This window comes from Pseudoalteromonas sp. 2CM39R (assembly GCF_023161845.1).
On the sequence record NZ_JALNTM010000016.1, the window covers coordinates 93,313 to 116,768 of the forward strand.

The following is a 23,456-nucleotide window of genomic DNA, read 5'->3' on the forward strand; positions in this document are numbered from 1 at the left end:
ACTGACTTAGCAAAACCTGAACTGTAAAAACAAAAAAGCCACCTTAAGGTGGCTTTTACAGGAGTTCGCTTATGATTAGCGAATAATTCCGCGCTCAGAGCTTTTCACGAAGTCTATCATCAGCTGAACAGCTGGGTACTTCGCAGCATCTTCACTTAGCTCAGCGATTGCTTCTTCAACACCTAAGCTCTTACGATAAAGCGTTTTATATGCACGGCGTGTTGCCATGATTTCATCGCTTTCAAAGCCACGACGTTTCATGCCTTCAGTATTGATTGCTACAGGGCCAGCCGGCGTACCAATTGTAGTTACAAATGGCGGTACATCTTTATTAACGCCTGAGTACATACCAACAAAGGCATGTGAACCAATTTTACAGAACTGGTGAACACCTGAGTTACCTGCAAGGATCACCCAGTCACCTACGTGTACGTGGCCAGCAACAGAGGCATTGTTAGCAAAAATAACGTTATCGCCCACAACTGCATCATGTGCAACGTGTGTGTAAGCCATAAATAAGTTGTTGCTACCAATTTTTGTTACACCTTGGTCTTGAATCGTACCACGGTGAATTGTCGCACACTCACGGATCACGTTGTTGTCACCAATGATCAAAGTCGTTGGCTCATTCGCATACTTTTTGTCTTGGCAAGCTTCACCGACCGAAGCAAATTGGAAAATATGGTTACCAGAACCAATCGTCGATGGGCCTTTTACAACCACATGAGATTCGATGATACAGTTATCACCAATAGTTACATCGTTACCGATATAGCTGTAAGGGCCAACTGATACGTTATTTCCAAGTTTTGCACCTGGTTCGATTATCGCCGTAGGATGGATCACTATTAAAACTCTCTTCTCGCACACATGATTTCGGCAGTACACACTACTTTGCCGTCAACTTTTGCTTCTGCTGCAAATTTCCATATATTGCGGCGCTCTTTTACAAACTCTACATGCAAATGCATAGTATCGCCAGGTAACACCGGCTGTTTGAATCGCGCATTGTCGATCGCTGCGAATAAATATAGTTCGTTATCGCTACGATTTTCAACTGTCTTAAAACCAAGTAAGCCAGTTGCTTGAGCCATTGCTTCTAAAATCAACACACCTGGAAAGATAGGTTGATTAGGAAAATGACCCGTAAAAATAGGTTCGTTCACTGTTACATTTTTAATAGCATGTAACGACTCGCCTGGCGTGTAATCAAGTACACGGTCAACAAGTAGCATCGGGTAACGATGCGGAAGTAAACTCAAGATATCCTGGATATCAAGACTATTTAATTCATTTGCCAAAATAGCATCCTTATTTGTCTTCAATATTGAGTGACTTAGTCAGTGACTCAAGTGCTTTAATGCGGTCTTTCATATCGCCAAGGTTACGGATATGGGCAATACTACGTCGCCATTCTTTGTTGGTTAGATGTGGCAAGCCTGAAGAGTAAATTCCAGGTTCTGTGATTGCCTTAGTCACCATGCTCATGCCGGTGATTATAGCACCATCGCATACGCTAATGTGACCATTAATTGCAACCATACCGCCAATCTGACAATTCCTACCGATCACTGTGCTGCCAGCAAATACCGTACAACCAGCAACCGCTGTACCCGAACCGATCTCGACATTATGCGCTATTTGACATTGATTATCGATAATTACATTACTATGGATGATAGTATCGTCTAGCGCACCACGGTCAATCGTAGTAGACGCGCCTACCTCAACCTTATCACCGATGATTACTCGGCCAAGTTGCGGTATTTTCACCCATTCGCCACGCTCGTTAGCGTAACCAAAACCATCACTGCCCACTACCGTATTCGCTTGGAATAAACAGTCGCTGCCAATCTCTACTTCATGGTAAACGCTTACATTTGCCCAAAGCTTAGTGCCTTGGCCAATTTTTGCGTGCTCACCAATAAAACAGCCTGGGCCAATCTGCACATCGTTTGCAATTACAGCGCCCGCTTCGATCACCACATTGGCAGCGATCGCGACATTATCGCCAATAGAGGCTGAATCGTGAATGACTGCACTTGGGTGAATACCCGTCACTGCTGAGCGCGGTGTGGTATCCATTAGCTGAGCAAGCTTGGCGTAACAAACATAAGGATTAGCAACAATGAGCTTATTACCCGAAAAGTACTCAGCATCTGCTGGTGATAAAATCACCGCACTTGCTTGAGTATCTTCTAATTGCGAGCGATATTTCTTGTTCGCTAAAAATGCAATATGCCCATGTTGGGCATTTGCAAGTGTAGATATTTTTTTAATCTCTGTGGCGCCGTCACCTTGAAGGTCAGCGCCCAGAAGATCCGCTATCTGCGAAAGCGTGTAGTTTTGCATATATGATTTCTATTGCTTACTTACTTTTTCAACAACTTTGCTTGATAAGTCATCGACAGTTTTAGGGTTAACATAAATCGTTGTTTCTTTAACTTTAACTTCATCGAATTTGCCAGCTTTCGCTACTTCTTCGATTGCATCTAAGATTAGCTTTTGAACTTTAGCTAGTTCTTGGTTTTGACGCATTTTGATTTCTTGCTCTAAAGGACGACCTTTTTCAGCAAGTTGCTGTTGCATACCTTGGATCTTAGTACGTAATTCTTCTTTTTGCTTGTCGCTCATCGTTGTTGCTTCACGCTTGAACTTTTCAGCTTCAAAACGGATATCACCTTGAAGTTTTTCTAGTTCTTGACGACGCTCTGAGAATTCAGCTTCTAAAGTTTGCTCTACTTTCGCCATTTGTGGGATTTGCTTGTAGATTTCTTGCATATCAACGATACCTACTTTGTGCGCGAATGCGTTAGTAGATAGACCCATAGATAAAGTAGCAAGTAGTGCAAAAGCTGTTGATTTGATTGATTTATTCACGAAAAAACTCCTTTAGAATGTATTACTAATGTTAAAGCTGATGGTCTTCGTATCGTCATCTTCTTCTTTTTGCAATGGATACGCAAAACTGATCAGCATTGGACCCATCGGAGAGATCCATTGTAGAGAAAGACCAGTTGAAACCCTAAAGCGCATCGGATCTGCATAGTCATCCAATTTTGCACGCTCGTCTGTTGAAAGGTTTTGATAACGGTCGATATTAAACTCTGTATCCCATACGTTTGCAGCATCTACGAAGAAGCTAGTACGTACAGAGCTGGTGTTTTCTTCATCTAAGAAAGGTGTTGGAACAATAAGCTCCATCCCTGCTACCGCTTTGGCGTTACCACCAATTCGGCCTGCTGTGTAAAGTTGGTCAAACTCTGATGCACCACCAATGCTACCTGTTGTTGTACCATCAGGTAATGGTGTACCAGGAATGCTTTGCGGAACACGTGATACAGCACGTGGTAAGATCGTATTACGGTCAAAGCCACGTAGTTCCATTTCAGTAATTCTGAAGAACTCTTGGAACGGCAGTGTTTGGTCATAACCATTGGTTGTACCGTAACCATTACCGTAACCAAGTGCCGCACGCGTTGAGAACACCCAGCGGTGGTCATTACTGATTGGCCAGTAGAAACGCGAGTCATAATTTAGTTTAAAGTACTGTAAATCAGAGTTTGGCGTTGTCGCAGTTAAGTTAAGAGATTGGCGCGAACCTGCTGTTGGGAATAGACCACGGTTAACAGTAACACGTGACCAACCCGCACTTAACTCGTACTTAGTAAAGTCAAAGCCTGCATCTGGATTTTCAGGGTCTAAGAATGTTTCACGAATAACACGTGTTTGCTCATATTCTGCAATATCAGACAGCTCTTCTTGCACCCAACGAACACCAAAGTTAATACGGTTTACTGCATCGATTGGGAAACCAATGTTAGTACCAATACCGTAACTCTTCGATTTATAGTCGATGAGGCTGAATTTACTTGCATCATAGTTACTGTAGAAGATGCTACTACCTTGCGATACACCATCTGGCGTAAAGTAAGGGTCAGTGTAAGACACACTAATACGCTCAGAACCACGTGAGGTATTAATGTTGAAACCAATTTGGTTACCGGTACCTAAGAAGTTTGATTCACTCACACCAATGTTAAATTGCAGACCCAAGTAAGAACCATAAGCAAGGCCTGCGTTAAAGCTACCTGCAGATTGTTCTTTAACAGTAAAGTCTACATCAACTTGGTCATCTACACCTGGTACTGGCACAACATTAAAATCAACGCTTTCCATGTAAGGTAAACGCTGGATTTGCAGTTTAGAGCGCTCAAGGCTTTGGTTTGATAACCATGCACCTTCAAGCTGTGTCATTTCACGACGAACCACTTCATCAGAAGTATTTTGGTTACCGCCCACAATGATACGACGAACATAAACACGTTTGCCCGGATTAACAGAAAGCGTTAATTGAACTTCTTTGTTTTCGTCATCAATCTCAGGGATGGTGCGTACTTCAGCATTGGCATAGCCAAAACGTGCTAAGTAGCTTTTAATAAACTCTTCTGATGATGTCACCACAGAGCCGTTATAAAGCTCGCCAGTTTTTAGCGGGATAACGCTCTTAATAAGCTCTTCACGGCCTAACAAGTCACCAATAAAGTCAAAGCCTTTAACTTTATACTTAACGCCTTCAGTGATATTCGCTGTTACATAAACAGAATCACGCTCTGGGCTAACTGATACTTGTGTCGAATCGATATTAAAACGTAGGTAACCACGGTCTAAGTAGTAACTACGAATTTTCTCTAAATCGCCTTCGATAGTTTGCTTTTGATAACGGTCGCTCGACATGAACTGCCACCAAGGCAAATCTTGCTGAGACTCAGCTAATTTAAGTAGCTCTTCATCTGAGAAAAGCTCGTTACCAACCAAGTTGATTTGACGAATTGACGCTGCGTCACCTTCATCAAATGTGAATAAAAGTTTTACACGGTTACGCGGTAACTTAGTAATGCTTACATCCACTTTTGCATTGTACTTACCAATACTGTGGAAGAATTCAACTAAGCCTTTTTCAATGTTATCAAGGACTGTTTTATCAAGCGGCTCACCAGTACGGATATCTTGCTGGTCTAGCGACTCATTAAGTTGCTCATCTTTGATGTCTTTATTGCCATCAAATTCGATCATGCTGATCGTTGGGCGCTCAGTCACTCGGAAGATAACACTGTTGCCATCACGTAATGCTTTAATATTGTCAAAGTGACCTGAACGATAGAGAGCCTTTATGGTTCTAGAAATTGTGTACTCATCAATATTATCGCCCACGTTGATCGGAATATGCGTTAACGCTGCACCCAGTGCAACACGCTGTAAACCTTCAACTTTTAAATCATCTACAATAAAGGAGTTTTGGCCTAGGGCTGCAAAGCTAGCACCTAATAAACTTGAAACTGCCAAATGTTTTTTTATAGCCATTTTGTTATCTTTATCCTTTACAACTGTATTACCGCTCAACACCTTATAAATTTAACTTTTGCGGTGTTTTACAATCGTGTTCAAATTGGAATTTTTCGCTTACTTGTTATAAACGCGATACATCATTGAACAAAGCGAAACATGTTAAAAACAGAAGCAGCAAGGCCCCCACTTTAAAACCAAATTCTTGCGTCTTTTCAGAGACCGGCTTTTTGCGAAAAAGTTCAATTATGTAATACATTAAGTGCCCACCATCTAGCACTGGCAGCGGTAATAAGTTAAATACGCCAAGGTTTACACTAATCAATGCTAAAAAGCTTAAAAATGCAACCAAGCCATAGCTTACGCTAGTTCCCGCGCCAACTGCAATGCCCACCGGGCCACTTAAATTTTTAACCGACACCTGACCGGTAATTAAATTACCAATCATGTCAAAACTAAGGGTAATTAAACGCCATGTTTCTTGTATGCCCAGCACAATACTATCGACAGGGCCATAATGTCTAGTTTCAATATAGTTTTCTGGCCATGGCTCAACCACCGGAGACACACCTAAAAAGCCCTGAGCAACCCCCGCATCATTAGTTCTGCTTTGTGGCGTTACTGACAGCTCTTTTATACTATCTTGCCTTTGTACACTAAATTGTAAGGATTTGTTAGGTGATTGCTGAATTAGTGAAACTAACTGAGTCCAACTGCTGATATTTTCACCATTTACAGCAAGAATTTTGTCGTTAACCTGTAAGCCTGCAGCTTCTGCCGCCGAGCCTTTACTGATCATGGCCACTTCTAAAAGTGCTTTAGGACGAAACGGTATAATGCCAATCGAGGTTAATGGTGGTACGTCTTGTTGGTCTAATTTCCAACCATCTAAGTTAAGAGTACGTACATGCTTTTGATAATTCTGATCGCGAAGCGTTACCACAACACTTTGCTCACCTAAGCGGCTCATTAGCGAAAACGTTGCATCTTGCCAAGTATTGATATCGTCTTCACCAATTTTAATAATTTGCTGGTTTGGCTGAATATTAGCAGCTGCGGCACGACTGCCTTGAGTCACCTCACCCACCACAGGTTTTAATGACTGAACACCAACCATATACATCACAGCAAGGGCAAAAATAGCGAATAAAAAGTTTGCCATCGGGCCTGCTGCCACAATCGCAATGCGTGCTTTTACTGATTTAGCATTAAATGATAAATGTCGCTGCTCTGGCGGCACTTCGTCAACACGCTCATCAAGCATTTTGACATAACCACCTAGTGGGATTGCTGCAATCACATATTCGGTTTGCTGTTTGTCGTACCACTTGATCAATGGCTTACCAAAGCCAATTGAAAAACGCAGCACTTTCACGCCGGCTTTTCGCGCAACCCAAAAATGACCATATTCATGCACAGTCACTAAAATACCCAGAGCAAGAATAAATGAGCCAAGATTCCAGAAAAAATCAAACATGCTAGTTGATGCCTCTTTTTACAAACTCAGTCGCTTTTATACGTGCAGCTTGGTCGCAAGCTAAAATCTCATCGAGGGTCTGCACGTTGATATTTTGTGTTGCATTGAGCGTTTCAGCGTTAATTCGATAAATATCTGTAAAGCCGATTTGACCATTTAGAAATGCTGCAACCGCTATTTCATTCGCCGCATTTACTGTGGTGGTTGCACCTTGCCCCATTTCACACGCATCAATGGCAAGTTTTAAATTAGGGTAACGAGCATAATCTGGCTTAGTGAAGGTAAAGTCAGCCATTTGTGAAAAATCGAGCGGTTTTACACCCGCATCGACACGCTCAGGAAAAGCTAAAGCATGAGCAATTGGTGTGCGCATATCTGGATTACCCATTTGCGCAAGCACTGAGCCATCTTGATATTGCACCATAGAGTGAATAATACTTTGTGGGTGGATCACCACTTCAATATCACTGGCACAGCAGTTAAACAGCCACTTAGCTTCTATAAACTCTAGGCCTTTATTCATCATTGTTGCTGAATCAACAGAAATCTTTTGTCCCATTGACCAGTTTGGATGTGCCACTGCTTCTGCAACAGTCACTGATGGTAATGTCGCTAAATCACGTTTTAAGAAAGGACCGCCAGAACCAGTAAGCAAGATTTTGCTCACGCCATTGTCGGCAAGTAGACCAGATGCACTTTGTAATGATGCTGGCATACATTGGAAAATCGCATTATGTTCGCTATCGATAGGCAGTAAAGTGGCGCCATGTTGTTTTACTTTATCAATAAACAACTGACCCGACATAACCAAGGATTCTTTATTCGCTAGCAACACTTTTTTGCCAGCTTCAACTGCACTTAAAGTCGGCAGTAGACCCGCTGCACCTACTATCGCCGACATCACTGCATCAACATCTGTGTGTGCAGCAAGCTCACACATCGCCTCAACACCTGCTAGCACCTGTGTGTTACACGAGCTATTTGCAAGTAAATTCGATAGCGCACTAGCGGCTTGTTGATCAGCCATAACAGCAAATTTAGGCTGATGTGCGATACACAGTTCAGCCATTTGCTCGGCATTTTTACCCGCCGCTAAAGCAAAAACCGCAAAGCGCTCCGGGTTTCTAGAAACAACATCTAAGGTGCTTAAACCGATTGAACCAGTTGCGCCCAGTACGACAAGTTGCTCTACTTTGCTCATAAACTCAGTGTCCATGCGTAGCATAGTACAAAGATTGGCGCAGCCGCAGTTAAGCTATCGATACGGTCTAAAATACCGCCGTGGCCTGGTAAACATGAACCGCTGTCTTTCAAGCCAACTTCACGTTTAAACATACTTTCGAGTAAATCGCCTACCGCTGAGAATAACGCGATAAATGCAGTCATCACGGCATAGATTGGCCAAACACTCATATCAACATTAGTGAAGTGGCAAAATGCTAAAACAAAAACAACCGAAGCCACTACACCACCTAATAAACCTTCAATCGTTTTATTAGGACTTACCTTTGGCATTAGTTTACGTTTACCTAAGTTTTTACCAGTAAAGTAAGCACCAATATCTGCGCTCCACACAATACCAAGTACAACTAAAATTAACATTGAACCAAAGTGAGTAGATTCTCCATACCCTGCGCTACGTAGTGTATTTAGTGCAAGCCAAAGTGGCACTAACGTTAAAAAGCCAGCAATGGCACGCATTACAATGCCTTCATTCCAAGCCTTTGCCATAGCTGGGTAGCGCCAAACTAAATAAGTTGCCACAATCCACCATGCAAATGACAAGGTAAATAGGTAGTTTGCATCACCCACTAATTGACCATTTTGCCAAAGTGATTCAATGGGCCAATGCCAGTTAAGTAATGCCAAAAATGCAGCCGTTGCTGCAACAAATCCAAAACGTTTAACTTTATCGCATAGGCCCATAAATGCAGACCACTCCCATGCACCGAGTAAAACAATACCGGCGGCGATATAACTAAATAGTGTTAATGGGGTATAAAAAACCAAAATAAGTGCAAGTGGTGCCAACACGAGCGAGGTTAAAATTCGTTGTTTTAGCAATGTGTGTACCTTCAACTAGTAATTAGGTCTCGGCGAGTAATTGTTTTATTTGTTCGCCTGTACAACCAAATCGTCGCTCTCTGGCAACGTAACATGCGATAGCGTCAGCAAATGCAGCTTCATTGAAGTCTGGCCAAAGCGTATCGGTAAAGTAAAGCTCAGCATAAGCCGCTTGCCATAAAAGGAAGTTACTGATGCGTAAATCTCCACCGGTGCGGATCATTAAATCAAGCTCACCTTGGTCGGCCATACTCATTTGTTCAGCCATTAGCTCTTCAGTAATATCTTCTGCGGCCATTTCACCGGCTGCGACCTTTTTCGCAAGCGTTGTTGCGGCGTTAGTAATATCCCAACGTCCACCATAATTAGCTGCCACGTTTAACTGTAGACCCGTATTATTACGAGTTAATTCATGGGCTGCATCAACTTTATTGCGCAAACCTTCTGAAAAGCGTGATAAATCACCAATTATGTTTAGCTTTACATTATTTTTATGAAGTTTTTTAACTTCTTTGCCCAGTACGAATAAAAATAGCTCCATGAGCGTATTTACTTCGTCTTCTGGACGTCGCCAATTTTCGCTACTAAATGCGAATAGTGTTAACGACTGTATACCTAAGCGAGTACAAAATTGCACTGATTGACGAACCGCATCAACGCCCTTTTTGTGCCCATAAACACGTGGACGATTTTTCGCTTGTGCCCAACGTCCGTTGCCATCCATGATTATAGCGACATGCTTAGGCAAACTTTGCTGGGAAATTTTATCAGCGTTAAGAACCATAAATATCGAGTATTCCATAAAAAAACGCCGTCTAGTATACCCTAGACGGCGTTTCAAAACTAATAAATTTAGTTACGCCTGTTTACTTACAGAATCAGTGTCTGAAAGATAAACAGCAGCGATTAGATTTCCATTAACTCAGCTTCTTTTGCAGCTAGTTGTGCGTCCATCTCTTTGATGAACTTATCAGTAAGCTTTTGGATCTCGTCTTCTGCTTGACGTGCTTCATCTTCAGAAATATCTTTTTCTTTCAATAAGCTCTTAATGTCGCCATTTGCATCACGACGGATGTTACGTACAGCAACACGACCGCTTTCAACTTCGCCACGTACGATTTTGATAAGGTCTTTGCGACGCTCTTCTGTAAGCGGAGGAAGTGGAACACGAATAACAGTACCTGCAGACATTGGGTTTAAACCTAAATCTGAAGCCATGATCGCTTTTTCTACTGCTTGCGCTAGTGACTTATCAAACACGCTAATTGCAAGTGTACGAGAATCTTCAATTGTTACGTTAGCAACTTGGTTTAATGGCGTGTCAGCACCGTAGTAAGACACTTGAATACCGTCAAGTAATGCTGGGTGCGCACGGCCTGTGCGAATTTTAGATAATTGACTGCCTAGTGCCGCAACACTTTTTTGCATACGTTCTGACGCATCTTTTTTGATATCGTTAATCACGGTTCAATCCTAATCTATTTGCTAGTTTCATCTGAGGCTTGTGAAGAGATAAGCGTTCCTTCATCTTCGCCCATAATAACACGCTTAAGCGCGCCTGATTTATTCATGTTAAATACGCTTAATGGCATGTTGTGGTCACGCGCCAGCGTAAATGCAGCTAAATCCATAACCTTAAGCTCTTTATCAATGATTTCATTGTAGCTTAAGTGGCGATATAGTGTAGCGTCTGGGTTTTTCACTGGGTCATCAGAGTAAACACCATCCACTTTAGTCGCTTTGATTACAGTATCTGCTTCAATTTCAATACCACGTAAACACGCTGCTGAGTCAGTCGTGAAGAATGGGTTACCTGTACCCGCTGAGAAAATTACAACGCGGCCAGATTTTAATAGGCTGATAGCTTCTGCCCAATTGTAAGCATCACACACACCGTTCAGTGGGATTGCAGACATTAAACGACAATTTACAAATGCACGGTGCAGTGCATCACGCATTGCTAAACCATTCATTACAGTCGCAAGCATACCCATGTGGTCGCCAACTACGCGGTTCATACCCGCTTCTGCTAATGAACCACCACGCAAGAAGTTACCGCCACCGATAACTAAACCTACTTCTACGTCGAGCTCTACAAGTTCTTTAATTTCTTGAGCCATACGGTCAAGTACTTTTGGGTCGATGCCGAAGCCTTCGTCTCCCATTAATGCTTCACCGCTAAGTTTAAGAAGAACACGTCTAAAAATAGGTTTACGATTGATAGTCATAATATTTGGGCCAGCCTTAGTAATGAGATAAAAAATAACCGCGCTATGGTTACACATAAAACGCGGTTATTTTAAAGAATTTTCATCAGTGACGCAAAAGCTAATAGCAGAATAATTTCATCTTATTGCCCTACGTCACTAAGTTAGAAAATTACTCGCCTTTTGCAGCAGCGATTTGAGCAGCTACTTCAGCAGCGAAGTCTTCTTCTTTACGCTCGATACCTTCACCAACTTCTAAACGGATGAAGTTAGTAACAGTTGCGCCTTTCTCTTTAAGAATTTCGCCAACTGATTTTTTAGGTTCAATGATGAAAGCTTGACCAGTAAGAGAGATCTCACCAGTGAATTTCTTCATACGACCGATAACCATTTTCTCAGCGATTTCAGCAGGCTTGCCTTCGTTCATCGCGATATCGATTTGAACTGCTTTTTCTTTTTCAACGATCTCAGCTGGTACGTCTTCTGGGTTTACGTACTCAGGCTTAGACGCAGCTACGTGCATAGCAACTTGCTTAAGTGTTTCTTCGTCAGCGTCACCAACTACAACAACACCGATACGGTCGCCGTGGCGGTAAGAAGAAAGCTTGTCACCGTCGATGTACTCAACGCGACGAACGTTAATGTTTTCACCGATTTTAGCAACTAGAGCAACACGAGTTTCTTCGAACTGTGCTTTAAGTGCTTCGATGTCTGCTTTAGTTTCTGCAGCAACGTCAAGAACTTGGTTAGCGAAACCAAGGAAGTTAGCGTCTTTAGCAACGAAGTCAGTTTGACAGTTAACTTCAAGAAGTGCAGCGAAACCGTTACCTTCTTTGATTAAGATTGTACCTTCAGCAGCGATGTTACCAGCTTTTTTAGCAGCCTTTGCAGCACCGCTCTTACGCATGTTTTCGATCGCTAACTCGATGTCACCGTTAGTTTCAGTTAACGCTTTTTTACAATCCATCATGCCAGCGCCAGTACGCTCGCGTAATTCTTTAACTAGGGCAGCAGTTACAGCCATTAGAATATCCTCAATTGAATTCTGTTATAGGGAAGCGGTATAGGCCGCTTAACAAGAATAACAAGTCTTCATCTTAATTAGATGAAGACTTGATGACAGCTAATTACTCAGCTTCTACGAAGTCGTCTTTCTCAGCTTGAGCAACGATGTTGTTCTCACGACCTTCAGTGATCGCAGCTGATACAGCGCCTGTGTAAAGTTGGATAGCACGGATCGCATCGTCGTTACCAGGTACGATGTAATCAACACCGTCTGGGTTAGAGTTAGTATCAACGATAGCAACAACTGGAATACCTAGGTTGTTAGCTTCACGGATAGCGATGTGCTCGTGGTCTGCATCGATAACGAAAAGCGCGTCAGGAAGACCGCCCATGTCTTTGATACCACCAAGGCTCTTTTCAAGCTTTTCCATTTCACGAGTAAGCATTAACGCTTCTTTCTTAGTTAATTTCTCGAAAGTACCGTCTTGGCTTTGCGCTTCAAGGTCTTTAAGACGCTTGATTGATTGACGAACTGTTTTCCAGTTAGTCAACATACCACCTAACCAACGGTGGTTTACGTAGAACTGCTCGCTTTGGATCGCTGCTTCTTTAACTGCTTCGCTTGCTGCGCGCTTAGTACCAACGAAAAGTACTTTACCTTTGTTAGAAGCTGCGTTCGATAAGAACTTAAGTGCTTCGTTGAACATTGGTACAGTTTGCTCTAGGTTGATGATATGAACACGGTTACGAGCGCCGAAGATGAAAGGCTTCATCTTAGGGTTCCAGTAACGTGCCTGGTGACCAAAGTGAACACCAGCTTGAAGCATATCGCGCATTGAAACGTTTGCCATTTGTATAATCCTCTATAATTTAGGGTTAGGCCTCCACATATCCCATAGCACCAACACCGCAGTTAATTTGTAACTTAAGTGCACCCAAGTGTATGTGACGATACGTGTGTGTGTTAAAATAAAATTGTGTTTGTCTTAAATACAAAAAATCAGTTAAGAATTTATTTGTAAAAAGACGGCGCGCTTTATACCATATTAAAATTGAAAACTCAACGTCTAGTGCAAAATTTGTGCACTAAAAACTGACCTGAAAAACAACTTTGGAGCCTCAATGAGTGCTGTGATCAAGACCCCTGAAGAAATCGAAAAAATGCGTGTTGCCGGGCGCTTAGCCGCCGAGGTACTAGAAATGATAGAACCGCATGTGGTGCCAGGTGTAACCACAGATGAACTAAATACAATTTGTCATGATTATATTGTTAATGTTCAAGATGCTGTTCCAGCACCGCTTAATTATCACGGTTTCCCAAAATCAATTTGCACCTCAGTGAACCATGTAATTTGTCACGGTATTCCAAATGACAAACCGCTTAAAGAAGGTGATAGCGTAAATATCGACGTGACTGTGATCAAAGATGGCTATCACGGTGATACATCGAAGATGTTCCACGTTGGTACACCTAACATTCAAGGCAAGCGTCTTGCTGATATCACGCAAGAAAGCCTTTACCTTGCAATTAAAATGGTAAAACCAGGCGTACGTTTAGGTGATATCGGTGCTGCAATTCAAAAATACGCAGAAGGCTTTAGCTATTCAATCGTTCGTGAATACTGTGGCCACGGTATTGGTGCTGAGTTCCACGAAGAACCTCAAGTAATGCACTACGGTAAACCAGGTACTGGCGAAGTATTAAAAGCAGGTATGTGCTTAACAATCGAGCCTATGGTTAATGCTGGTAAACGCCAATGTAAGCTACTTAAAGACAACTGGACTGTCGTAACAAAAGACCGTTCACTGTCTGCACAGTGGGAACATACACTGTTAGTGACTGAAAATGGTGTTGAAATTTTAACGCTCCGATCAGATGATACTATTGACAGGATCATCGAACACTAGGAGCCAGCCCCAGTGGCATTACCCAATAAAGTAAAAAAGTTGCTCAGCCAAGCTGAGCAACTTAGCGATTATCGCGACTGTTCTAGTTATTTTTATAAATGGCTACAGAACGAATTCTCAAAACAACCCGTTAGCAACTTAATTAATGCCCGCGCTGAGTTTATTGACCGCCTATTAATTAAATTGTTTCACGATTACGACCTTGCTCACGAAAGTGACTTAGCCCTAATTGCTGTGGGTGGTTATGGTCGTGGCGAACTACACCCCTATTCCGATATCGACTTTATGTTGCTAGTAAGCGAGCAGCCAAGTGAAGCCGTGTGCGAGAAAATTGGCCAGTTCGTTACCATGCTTTGGGATCTTAATTTAGAAATTGGTCACAGCGTTCGCACTATAGAACAAGCATTAGAACAAAAACGCGAAGATGTGACATTTGCCACCAGCTTACTCGAAAGCCGATTAATTTTCGGTAACCATATCGAATTCGAAAAATTAAAAAATCATTTAATTGATACGCCTATTTGGCGCTCAGACGAATTCTTTTTGGCAAAAGTACAAGAACAAAGTTTACGCCATAAAAAATGCCATGGTACGGCTTATAACCTTGAGCCTAACATCAAAGAGAACCCAGGTGGCCTGCGCGACTTACAGACCATTATTTGGGTTGCTAAAAAACACTTTAGAGCCGAAACATTACAAGAACTCATAAATCACGGCTATCTTACTCACGAAGAATACCAAGAACTTTCTGAGTGTTTAGAAAACCTATGGAACATTCGTTTTGCGCTGCACATCGCTGCGGGTCGCTCTGAAAACCGCTTATTGTTCGATCATCAGCCTAACGCTGCTGAAATTCTTGGCTTTGGTAGTGACGGTAAAGCCTCAGTCGAGCGCATGATGAAACGCTTATTTAGGATCATGAGCCGCGTACGTGAGCTTAACCAAATGCTGCTTTCATACTTTGAGCAAAGCATTTTACCGGGTGCCGGTGAGTTACCTGTGATAGAGCTTGACCGTAACTTTGAGCGCATTGGCCATCAAATTCGTGTTAAGAATCCATCGGTGTTCTTCCGCCGTGATCAGCTATTTGTGTTGTTCGAGCATATTGCTGATAACCCAGAGATCACCCATATTTACCCAAGTACCATACGTACAATGCGCCAAGTTCGCCGTCGTTTATTGGGTGATTTACAAGATTACGCCGCCTGTCGCGAAGCATTTTTGCGTTTAATCAAACATCCTAACGGTATGGGCCGCGCATTTACGCTAATGCACAAACACGGCATTATTGCTGCCTACTTACCACAGTGGCGTAATATTTTTGGGCAAATGCAGTTTGATTTATTCCATGCCTACACCGTGGATGAACATACCCATAAACTCATCAACAATATTTATAAGTACTTTGATAAATCAAAAGTCAGCGAATTTCCGTTATGTAGTGAAATTGTCACTCGTATGGACAAGCCTGAGTTACTTTATTTAGCCGGTATTTTCCACGATATTGCTAAAGGTCGAGGTGGCGATCACTCTGAACTTGGCTCAGTTGATGCAATCGCGTTTGCTAAGCTACACCGCTTCCCAGCCTCAGATGGCAAGCTTATTTCGTGGTTAGTGGCTAATCACTTACTTATGTCGGTTACAGCGCAGCGCAAAGATATTAATGACCCTGATGTGATTAAAGACTTTGCAAGTAAAGTGAAAAATGAGCGCCAGCTTGATTACTTGTACTGCTTAACCTTGGCCGATATTCGCGCAACTAACGATAACCTATGGAACGATTGGAAAAATACCCTACTACGTGAGCTGTATTTACACACCCAGCGCGCGCTTCGTTTAGGGCTTGAAAACCCAATGGACCAACGTGACCAAATACGTGATAAAAAACAGCAAGCCAAACAGCGCTTACTGAACCACGGTTGTAACGAAGATCAAATCGACTTAATTTGGAGTCGCTTTAAAGCCAATTACTTTACCGCTTTTAGCGAGCAACAGATTTCGTGGCACACAGAGCATCTACTAAGCTGTGACGATTTAAGCCAGCCTAGCGTTGCCGTGTCTAACACCGCAATGCATGGTGGTACACAAGTATTTGCTTATAGTCCTTACTCAGGCAGTTTATTCTCACGTTTAGTTAGTGTGATTGGTTCGAAAAAAGCACAAATTCAACATGCGCAGGTACTGACCACAAAAGATGGCTACGTGCTATTTAGCTTTGTTATTTTAGAGGTTAATGGTGACCCGATTGCCAGTAACCGTTCGCAAGGCATTAAACGTGCTTTAGATCTTGCAATTAGCGACCCGAAAAAGAAGATTCGCCTCAAAAAGAATCGCTCACAGCGCTTCAAAGACTTTAATATCAAACCAAAAATTGTGCTTAGACCGCATGCCCGTAAAGACCGCAGCCTAATTGAAATCCAAGCGGTGGATATTCCGGGTCTATTAACAAAAATTGCGGAAGTATTTCAAGCGCACTTATTACATATTCATGCCGCACGGATCACCACAGTTGGTGAACGTGCAGAAGATTTCTTCGTGGTATCAAATAACGAATACCAAGCATTAACAGACGAAGAACAGGCTAAAATTCATCAAGCATTGCGTAAAAAACTCAACGCAGAAACCGAATAAGAGGATCTTATGTCAGATTTAAAAACCATGATCGAAAACGCCTGGGACAACCGCGATAGCATCAGCCCAAGCACGGTATCAAGTGAAGTAAAACAAGCTATTATCGACGCGCTTGAATTACTTGATAGCGGCGCTGCACGTGTTGCTGAAAAAATCAGTGGTGAGTGGGTTGTACATCAATGGTTAAAAAAAGCGGTGCTACTGTCTTTCCGTATTCGTGATAACCAACCAATGAGCGATGGTGTTAATCAGTTTTACGACAAAGTACCACTTAAATTTAGCGACTATACACCAGAGCAATTCCAACAAGGCGGCATGCGTGTTGTGCCTAATGCTGTGGCACGTAAAGGCAGCTTCGTAGGTAAAAACGTGGTGTTAATGCCATCTTATGTCAACATTGGCGCCTACGTTGATGAAGGTACGATGGTTGATACATGGGCAACGGTTGGCTCATGTGCACAAATTGGTAAAAATGTTCACTTGTCGGGCGGTGTAGGCATTGGTGGTGTGCTTGAGCCACTACAAGCTAACCCAACAATTATCGAAGACAACTGCTTTATTGGCGCACGTTCTGAAATTGTTGAAGGCGTTGTAGTTGAAGAAGGCGCTGTTATCTCAATGGGTGTTTACATCAGCCAAAGCACACGTATCTATGACCGTGAAACTGGCGAAATCCATTACGGCCGAGTACCAGCCGGTGCGGTTGTTGTTCCAGGTTCTTTACCGTCAAAAGATGGTTCGCACAGCCTATATGCTGCCATCATCGTGAAAAAAGTAGATCAGCAAACTCGCGAAAAAGTAGGTATTAATGCCCTACTTCGCTCCATTGATGAATAATAAAACTGAGCTTTAAGTTTTAGAGATAAGAAGCGCGATGCTAACTAGTTTCGCGCTTTTTTATTATCTGTAATGCAGTGATTTTTAGCTAGTTTGTTGAGATATACCCGCAAATATGTTTTAGTATAAAAAACAAACAAAAATAATAGTAAAAATGTTTAAGTCGTTTCGGAGTTTTACCCACACGGAGTTATTTTATTACACAGGGTTATTCTACCTTGTGGCAATCTTGCTGTTTGTATCACGTAGTTACCTATACGAATTTTTTGTAACTGATATGAATTCACATCGCATAGAAGTTAAAGCACTTGAAGTTGCTTTAACATCGCACGTTAATAAAGATTATGTTTTTGAAGCATTGCAAACAACCTTAGATGGCCTTGCAACCCCAGATCGAGTTGCAGTTAAAATCCAGTGTTATACGGTTTTCTGTGATGTTAGTTTTACGAACCCATTTATCACCATTAACGACCACAATCACTACAGTGCAGAAGTAAAACGTGTGTTTGAGCAAAATGTGGCTTCCCTTAGCCGAAAAGATACGACTCACTAGTTTCAGGCGCTATTACTTAATGCTTAAAACTTAAAGCTCCTCAGCTAAATTGTTACATCTTATTTCAAATACACACTTTATCGCTTAATTACGGCTATTCAGCGTTACTTCTGAAACACATTTCATTTACCTCACTGGCACTTTTTTTACATCGCACTACAATGCACACAAACTGATTTTGGAACACACACAATGAATCTGACACGTAGTTCGCTGAAAAACCCTGCGAGTGTTATTGTCATCTTGGTGTTGATTATGTTGTTTGGCATGCTGAGTATTTTTAAGCTGCCGATTCAGCTCACACCAGATATTGAGCAACCGCAGATCACTATTTTCTCAGGCTGGCGCCAAGCTGCACCTGAAGAGATTGAATCGGTGATCATTGAGCCGCTCGAGAACGCAGTAAAAAACACCCCGGGTGCCTTAGAGGTTAATACTTACATTAACCGTGGCAATGGCTCTATCACGTTGACTTTTGCTGTTGGGCAAAACATGCAACAGGCCATGCTTGATGTTTTAACTAGCCTTAACCAAGCGCCGCCTCTGCCGTTAGATGCATTTGATCCTGTGGTATTTGCTGGCGGTAATAATGGGGAAGCCGCAGCAACGTTACTGGTCACCCCGAAAGATTTTAATAGCGACAGCCTTGATTTAGACATGGCGCAGTTCCAAAAACAAATCGATGAATTTGTTGAGCCCCGTTTGGCACGTATTCCTGGTGTTGCCCGCGTTGACTTAGCCAGTGAACGACCAAAAGAATTACGTATTACCTTTGACCCTCACAAAGCCGCCGCACTTGGCGTCAGCCTTGACCAAATCAGTAACGTATTAGCCAGCTCACGCGATACCTCTGGTGGCCTTGCCAATGTTGGCCGCCGTCAATATACCGTACGCTTTACTGGGCAATATGATTTATCGAGCATGGCACAAATGCGCGTTGGTTATTCAGGCGATAGACCCATTTACCTTGGCGATATCGCAAGTGTAGAGCGCACTTTTTCTGACCGTTTAGGGATGAGTGGTCGAAATGGTAAACCCGCGTATTACATTCGTATTTCGCGCGCTAACGAAGCCAATACCGTTGCCCTACTCGACGAAATTAACCTTGCCATAAAAGAACTAAACGAAGGGCCGCTGGCTGAAAATGGCTTATCGATTGAATTAAGTTTTGATGCCTCAGTGCATATTCGTAATGCTTTGTCGTTGGTTAAAAGTAACTTAGGCCTAGGTGTTCTGCTGTCGTGTTTAATCTTGTGGCTGTTCTTTAGAGGCTTAAAGGCCACGTTTGTGATTGCAGCGACGATTCCTGTCTCTTTGTTAGTCGCGTTTTTAACGTTGAATATTTTTGACCGTAGCTTAAATGTTATTTCATTGGCGGGCCTTGCCTTTGCTGTTGGCTTAGTACTTGATGCCGCCATCATAGTGCAAGAAAACATCGCAAGGCTCAGAAGCGAAGGCTTTGATACTAAAAAAGCCGCGCTAAAAGGCGCAGCCCAAGTAACTGGCGCTTTATTTGCCTCAACCACCACCAGCGTTGCTATCTTCTTGCCTATTTTATTTATGGCAGGTATTGAAGGGCAGTTATTCTCTGACTTGGCGCTCACCTTATCCATTGCAGTTATTGCCTCTATGATTTGCGCAATTACACTAATCCCGTTAGCTAACCACTTTTGGCCAGACAAAGAGCTCAAAGCGGATCCTTATCGTGAATATTGGCAGAAGCTGACTAACTTCATCATGGCGCTAACCAATACCCGCGTAAAACAAATAGTATGGATAGTGTCGTTATTAGGTGGCTCACTCGTCGCGACAATGACCATGCTCCCGAAAACTGATTTTATGCCGCGCGCACCAACCGATGGCTTTTTCTTTAACTTGAATACCCCGCCTGGCGGCAATGTGCAGTTTATGGAAGAAGAGCTGCTGATGCGTATTAAAAAGCGCTTAATGCCTTATTACACAGGTGAAAAAGAGCCAGGGATAAAAGACTTTAACTTTTATGCTTTTGGTTCGAATGCTGGCGGCTTTATTTATTCTGCTGATCCACAACGTGTTGGAGAACTAATGAAGGTAGCCAGAGAAGAGATCTTCATTGATTTGCCCGACACCCAAGTATTCTTCTTTAGAGGGTCGATGATCCAAGTTGCTAATGGCGGTGATGGTCGCAATATCAATATCGATTTAACGGGCCCGAATATGGACGAGCTAATAGCCGGTGCTAATGTGGCGCTGCAAGCTGTCACCGAAGCAATGCCGAATGCCACTGCAAGGCCACAACCTCGACTCGATATGGCAGAGCCAGAGCTTAGGCTCACACCCAATGACCGTCGTATAACCCAAGCAGGGCTGACTCGTCGTGATGTATCTCAAGCAGTGCAAGCCTATACAGGTGGGTTATTTGTTAATGAATACTTTGATGGCAACGAACGCATGAACGTGATTTTGCGCGGTATTCCATGGCAAACCCCTGAGGAGCTAAAAGCACTACCCATTGTAACCCCGCAATCAGGTATTCAAACTTTAGGCGAACTTGCCAATATTGAGCGCACCGTAGGGCCAACCCAGCTTAGGCGTGTTAATGGCCGCCGTACCGTGAGTATTGTTGTCACGCCACCAGCAGACATGAGCTTGCAACAAGCGCAAACTATTCTCTCAGAGCAAGTTATGCCAAAAGTTCGTGCAAGCTTGCCTGACAGCTCTGGCGCGATTTTGGCGGGTAACGCACAAAAGATGAATTCGGCCATGCAAGAAATGACAATCAACTTTATCTTGGCTCTGTTTATTTTATTCTTGCTAATGACCGCATTGTTTAAGTCAGCCAAAGACAGCACGTTAGTTTTACTGGTCATGCCATTGGCAATTGCAGGCGGTGTACTGGCCCTATTCGTACTTAACTTATTTACCTTCCAATCGCTCGACTTACTGACCATGATTGGCTTTATTATCTTGCTGGGTCTGGTGGTAAATAATGCCATTTTATTGGTTGACCAAACCCGTGTCGCAATGGCCGCAGGACTCAGTCGAGAAGACGCCGTTCGTCAAGCTGTGCTACTGCGCGCAAGACCCGTTTACTTAAGTACCTTAACCAGCTTATTTGGCATGCTGCCTTTGATGCTAATGCCGGGGGTAGGATCAGAAATTTACCGTGGCCTTGCCACTGTGATTGTCGGCGGCATGGCCATTAGCGCCCTATTCACCCTGATATTAATGCCAAGTTTATTACAACTTGGCAGACAGCTGCCGCCCGTTAATAACAAGCAGCAACCAGAAAAAACGCCTTTAAGCTTGGTATCGAATCAATGAGTATTAAAACAATGAACACACCTTTTCGTAAATTAACCGCTCGCTTTTGTGCGCTATTCAGTCTTATCGCATTTAACGCCTTTGCAGTCGTACCTGTTACGGTAGAAACCGTCACACAAGCTCCGCTGACAAGCGAAATTGAAGTTAGTGGCACTTTGTATGGCAAAGATGATGTAACCTTAACAGCAGGCGTTAGCGGGCGTTTATTATATGTTGTTGAGCCAGGTACTCTGGTTAAAAGTGGCGACACCCTAGTTCGTATGGACACCTTACCGCTTGAACTTGAAAAAGCACGCCAGCAAGAAATGCTCAATCGCGCCAAAATAAACCTACGCTTATATCAACAAGAGCTCGCTCGTTTACAAAAACTCGCCAAAGCCAGCAGTGCTGCAGCAAGCCAAGTCGATGATATGCAAAATAAGCATGACCTTGCGTTATCTGATATCGCACTGGCTAAGGTTGAATTAAAAGTAATAGACGATCAGCTTTCGCGTGCAACCATTCGCGCCCCATTTGATGGCGTGATCAGCGAGCGTTTTAAACGCGCTGGTCGCGAAATAAATCGCGCAGATGAACTGGTCACCCTGCTCGATATTAATAACTTAGAAGTGCGTTTGTACGTGCCTGTTAAATACTTAAAGTTTTTACACAAAGGCATAGAGTTACCAATTCAAGCCGGCGACTTATCAGCTCCTGATATGACAACAGCCACCGTAACAGCGGTGATCCCATCAACCGATCCGCGTTCACAAACCGTAGAAGTACGTGCCCTACTGCCAACTGATGCCGAGCAAACATGGGCAATTGGCCAACTGGTTGATGTAGCCGTGCCACTAAAAAGCAAAGGTGATGTGCTACTGGTGAATCGCGATGCGCTGATCTTACGTAAAAAAGGCACCCATATCGTCAAAATCGACAACGACAACAAAGCCCTGCAAATTCCCGTAAAAGTCGGTAATGGTAAAGACAAGCTTGTTGAAGTCACCCCGACTTCTAACATCACCTTAAATGCGGGCGATAAAGTGGCAGTACGCGGCGCTGAGCAACTACAAACCGGGCAAGAAGTCGAAGTTCAGGTAAAGCAATAACTGTTAGGCTTGAGATGACTGCCAGTTATTTAATATTTTAAGAGCTGGCAGTTCTGATAAAGGGTAGTAATGATTATTAAGAGTTGCGCTTGTTTTTGACTTTCTAGGAAGCAAAAAGCAAGACCTGACCCCCTTTACTTACTAGTTTTTAGGGCAATAAAAAACCCCGCGAGTGCGAGACTAAAGAATAGAAGCTCGTTTAGAAGCTATAGCTTCTTTTCCGTGTAATCAATGATAAATAGAATAAGTGCTAAAACAATTGAAGCTGGTAATATTGCATATATAAAGCCATCAAGTATTCGTTGAAAACTTAATTCATACATTTCTCCATTCAAAGCTACTTTTAAAAATGTAAGCCCTGTTAAAATTCCAATGCAAACAATTGTCAATCTAAAAAATATTCTAAAACTAGTTCTAACACTCATTTTTAACACTCGAACATGACTCGCTAATTATCTTTTCACTACCTTGCGTTGCAGCTTCAGTACCAAGTTGTTTAGCCGTATCTCCGACCCCTGTCTTACCAAACGCTTTGTTTGCCGCAGCTCCTGTTATTTTCCCAACAGCTTTAACATGTGGTGCCAAGCTTTCCACAGCATTTTCGACTGCATTATCGACAATTTGCCCTGACGAAGTACCATCTAAAGAATCATTTACCATACCCGCACCTGTATTTAATACAGCTCCTCCCCCAACTGCCATAGTACCAGCAAGGACCTTTTCAGTGGTAGTCGCAACAATTTGCCCACCTGTCGAGATTGTCGTTTTTGCTAAGGAACTCAAACCACCTGTTGCAGCCCCCGCTAGCCCTGAAACTGCGGCTTTGGTTAAGCTAATCTCTTTACCAGTAAAGTATTGAGAAGCAAGTTCAACACCCGCACCTACTACAAAGCCTATTGCTAAATGAGCAAACTCACCAGTAGGATCAACCATATTGATCGGATCATTCCCCACATAGGCATACATATTCATGCCATCGTCATATCCAATAGGGTCAGTTTGCAGGAAGCGACCTAACTTTGGAGGAAAATCCGTGC

The 23,456-nt window shown here is 42.9% G+C and carries 19 protein-coding genes and 1 pseudogene; 6 read left to right on the forward strand and 14 right to left on the reverse strand.

Translation table 11 applies throughout. The features are described from left to right. Nucleotides 1–75 precede the first annotated feature (75 nt). The 13 genes from lpxA to rpsB form a co-directional block, all read right to left on the reverse strand. The gene (lpxA, locus tag MTF66_RS28240; RefSeq protein WP_054553112.1) at nucleotides 76–846 is read right to left on the reverse strand and encodes an acyl-ACP--UDP-N-acetylglucosamine O-acyltransferase; all 771 of its coding nucleotides are present in this window, start codon (nucleotides 844–846) and stop codon (nucleotides 76–78) included. 2 nt (nucleotides 847–848) lie between these two features. Further along, a complete protein-coding gene (fabZ, locus tag MTF66_RS28245; protein ID WP_054562040.1) occupies nucleotides 849–1,301 on the reverse strand; it encodes a 3-hydroxyacyl-ACP dehydratase FabZ in 453 nt (150 codons plus the stop codon). Between the two features lie 10 nt (nucleotides 1,302–1,311). Beyond that, nucleotides 1,312–2,352 (reverse strand): UDP-3-O-(3-hydroxymyristoyl)glucosamine N-acyltransferase, encoded by a 1,041-nt coding sequence (gene lpxD / locus MTF66_RS28250; RefSeq protein ID WP_054562041.1) that lies wholly within the window; start codon nucleotides 2,350–2,352, stop codon nucleotides 1,312–1,314. Nucleotides 2,353–2,361: 9 nt separating this feature from the next. Continuing rightward, the gene (locus tag MTF66_RS28255; RefSeq protein ID WP_054553115.1) at nucleotides 2,362–2,880 is read right to left on the reverse strand and encodes an OmpH family outer membrane protein; all 519 of its coding nucleotides are present in this window, start codon (nucleotides 2,878–2,880) and stop codon (nucleotides 2,362–2,364) included. Nucleotides 2,881–2,892: 12 nt separating this feature from the next. After that, nucleotides 2,893–5,364: an outer membrane protein assembly factor BamA gene (gene bamA, locus MTF66_RS28260; protein WP_248529343.1), complete on the reverse strand. Its 2,472-nt coding sequence runs from the start codon at nucleotides 5,362–5,364 to the stop codon at nucleotides 2,893–2,895. 106 nt (nucleotides 5,365–5,470) lie between these two features. Next, nucleotides 5,471–6,823 (reverse strand): sigma E protease regulator RseP, encoded by a 1,353-nt coding sequence (rseP, locus tag MTF66_RS28265; protein WP_248529344.1) that lies wholly within the window; start codon nucleotides 6,821–6,823, stop codon nucleotides 5,471–5,473. 1 nt (nucleotide 6,824) lies between these two features. After that, on the reverse strand, nucleotides 6,825–8,024 hold the full coding sequence (gene ispC / locus MTF66_RS28270; RefSeq protein ID WP_248529345.1) for a 1-deoxy-D-xylulose-5-phosphate reductoisomerase: 1,200 nt from the start codon (nucleotides 8,022–8,024) through the stop codon (nucleotides 6,825–6,827). Then, entirely contained in the window at nucleotides 8,021–8,887 is an 867-nt protein-coding gene (locus MTF66_RS28275; RefSeq protein ID WP_054553119.1) for a phosphatidate cytidylyltransferase, read from the reverse strand. The genes ispC and MTF66_RS28275 overlap by 4 nt, the downstream gene beginning before the upstream one ends. A 22-nt stretch (nucleotides 8,888–8,909) precedes the next feature. Beyond that, nucleotides 8,910–9,689: an isoprenyl transferase gene (locus tag MTF66_RS28280; protein ID WP_054553120.1), complete on the reverse strand. Its 780-nt coding sequence runs from the start codon at nucleotides 9,687–9,689 to the stop codon at nucleotides 8,910–8,912. A gap of 104 nt (nucleotides 9,690–9,793) precedes the next feature. Beyond that, entirely contained in the window at nucleotides 9,794–10,351 is a 558-nt protein-coding gene (frr, locus tag MTF66_RS28285; RefSeq protein ID WP_054553121.1) for a ribosome recycling factor, read from the reverse strand. 14 nt (nucleotides 10,352–10,365) lie between these two features. Continuing rightward, nucleotides 10,366–11,115 carry a UMP kinase gene (gene pyrH / locus MTF66_RS28290; RefSeq protein WP_054553317.1) on the reverse strand — a complete coding sequence of 250 codons (750 nt, stop codon included), beginning with the start codon at nucleotides 11,113–11,115 and terminating at the stop codon, nucleotides 10,366–10,368. Between the two features lie 151 nt (nucleotides 11,116–11,266). Beyond that, a complete protein-coding gene (tsf, locus tag MTF66_RS28295; RefSeq protein ID WP_248529346.1) occupies nucleotides 11,267–12,118 on the reverse strand; it encodes a translation elongation factor Ts in 852 nt (283 codons plus the stop codon). Nucleotides 12,119–12,221: 103 nt separating this feature from the next. Beyond that, nucleotides 12,222–12,950: a 30S ribosomal protein S2 gene (gene rpsB / locus MTF66_RS28300; protein ID WP_054562046.1), complete on the reverse strand. Its 729-nt coding sequence runs from the start codon at nucleotides 12,948–12,950 to the stop codon at nucleotides 12,222–12,224. Nucleotides 12,951–13,197: 247 nt separating this feature from the next. On the opposite strand from rpsB, the gene map reads away from it, so the two are divergent. The 6 genes from map to MTF66_RS28330 all read left to right on the forward strand — a co-directional run bounded on the left by map (nucleotide 13,198) and on the right by MTF66_RS28330 (nucleotide 22,419). Then, nucleotides 13,198–14,007, forward strand: a complete 810-nt coding sequence (gene map, locus MTF66_RS28305) for a type I methionyl aminopeptidase (RefSeq protein WP_268801438.1) — start codon at nucleotides 13,198–13,200, stop codon at nucleotides 14,005–14,007. 12 nt (nucleotides 14,008–14,019) lie between these two features. Next, the gene (gene glnD / locus MTF66_RS28310) at nucleotides 14,020–16,638 is read left to right on the forward strand and encodes a [protein-PII] uridylyltransferase (RefSeq protein ID WP_054553125.1); all 2,619 of its coding nucleotides are present in this window, start codon (nucleotides 14,020–14,022) and stop codon (nucleotides 16,636–16,638) included. Nucleotides 16,639–16,647: 9 nt separating this feature from the next. After that, nucleotides 16,648–17,475: a 2,3,4,5-tetrahydropyridine-2,6-dicarboxylate N-succinyltransferase gene (dapD, locus tag MTF66_RS28315; RefSeq protein ID WP_054553126.1), complete on the forward strand. Its 828-nt coding sequence runs from the start codon at nucleotides 16,648–16,650 to the stop codon at nucleotides 17,473–17,475. 277 nt (nucleotides 17,476–17,752) lie between these two features. Next, complete coding sequence (locus MTF66_RS28320; RefSeq protein ID WP_248529347.1) at nucleotides 17,753–18,028, forward strand: hypothetical protein; 276 nt, start codon at nucleotides 17,753–17,755, stop codon at nucleotides 18,026–18,028. A gap of 192 nt (nucleotides 18,029–18,220) precedes the next feature. Continuing rightward, nucleotides 18,221–21,331: an efflux RND transporter permease subunit gene (locus tag MTF66_RS28325; RefSeq protein WP_248529348.1), complete on the forward strand. Its 3,111-nt coding sequence runs from the start codon at nucleotides 18,221–18,223 to the stop codon at nucleotides 21,329–21,331. Further along, nucleotides 21,328–22,419: an efflux RND transporter periplasmic adaptor subunit gene (locus MTF66_RS28330; protein ID WP_374237597.1), complete on the forward strand. Its 1,092-nt coding sequence runs from the start codon at nucleotides 21,328–21,330 to the stop codon at nucleotides 22,417–22,419. The genes MTF66_RS28325 and MTF66_RS28330 overlap by 4 nt, the downstream gene beginning before the upstream one ends. A gap of 414 nt (nucleotides 22,420–22,833) precedes the next feature. Here MTF66_RS28330 and MTF66_RS28335 read toward each other — a convergent pair. Then, nucleotides 22,834–23,436: pseudogene (locus MTF66_RS28335) on the reverse strand (RHS repeat-associated core domain-containing protein); the annotation flags it as partial. Between the last annotated feature and the right edge of the window lie 20 nt (nucleotides 23,437–23,456).

Bases quoted from the DNA above. Each gene is read 5' to 3' on its own strand.
- lpxD (WP_054562041.1), bottom strand. From the start codon at position 2,352: ATGCAAAACTACACGCTTTCGCAGATAGCGGATCTTCTGGGCGCTGAC.
- bamA (WP_248529343.1), bottom strand. From the start codon at position 5,364: ATGGCTATAAAAAAACATTTGGCAGTTTCAAGTTTATTAGGTGCTAGC.
- rseP (WP_248529344.1), bottom strand. From the start codon at position 6,823: ATGTTTGATTTTTTCTGGAATCTTGGCTCATTTATTCTTGCTCTGGGT.
- ispC (WP_248529345.1), bottom strand. From the start codon at position 8,024: ATGAGCAAAGTAGAGCAACTTGTCGTACTGGGCGCAACTGGTTCAATC.
- MTF66_RS28280 (WP_054553120.1), bottom strand. From the start codon at position 9,689: ATGGAATACTCGATATTTATGGTTCTTAACGCTGATAAAATTTCCCAG.
- pyrH (WP_054553317.1), bottom strand. From the start codon at position 11,115: ATGACTATCAATCGTAAACCTATTTTTAGACGTGTTCTTCTTAAACTT.
- tsf (WP_248529346.1), bottom strand. From the start codon at position 12,118: ATGGCTGTAACTGCTGCCCTAGTTAAAGAATTACGCGAGCGTACTGGC.
- rpsB (WP_054562046.1), bottom strand. From the start codon at position 12,950: ATGGCAAACGTTTCAATGCGCGATATGCTTCAAGCTGGTGTTCACTTT.
- dapD (WP_054553126.1), top strand. From the start codon at position 16,648: ATGTCAGATTTAAAAACCATGATCGAAAACGCCTGGGACAACCGCGAT.
- MTF66_RS28320 (WP_248529347.1), top strand. From the start codon at position 17,753: ATGAATTCACATCGCATAGAAGTTAAAGCACTTGAAGTTGCTTTAACA.
- MTF66_RS28325 (WP_248529348.1), top strand. From the start codon at position 18,221: ATGAATCTGACACGTAGTTCGCTGAAAAACCCTGCGAGTGTTATTGTC.
- MTF66_RS28330 (WP_374237597.1), top strand. From the start codon at position 21,328: ATGAGTATTAAAACAATGAACACACCTTTTCGTAAATTAACCGCTCGC.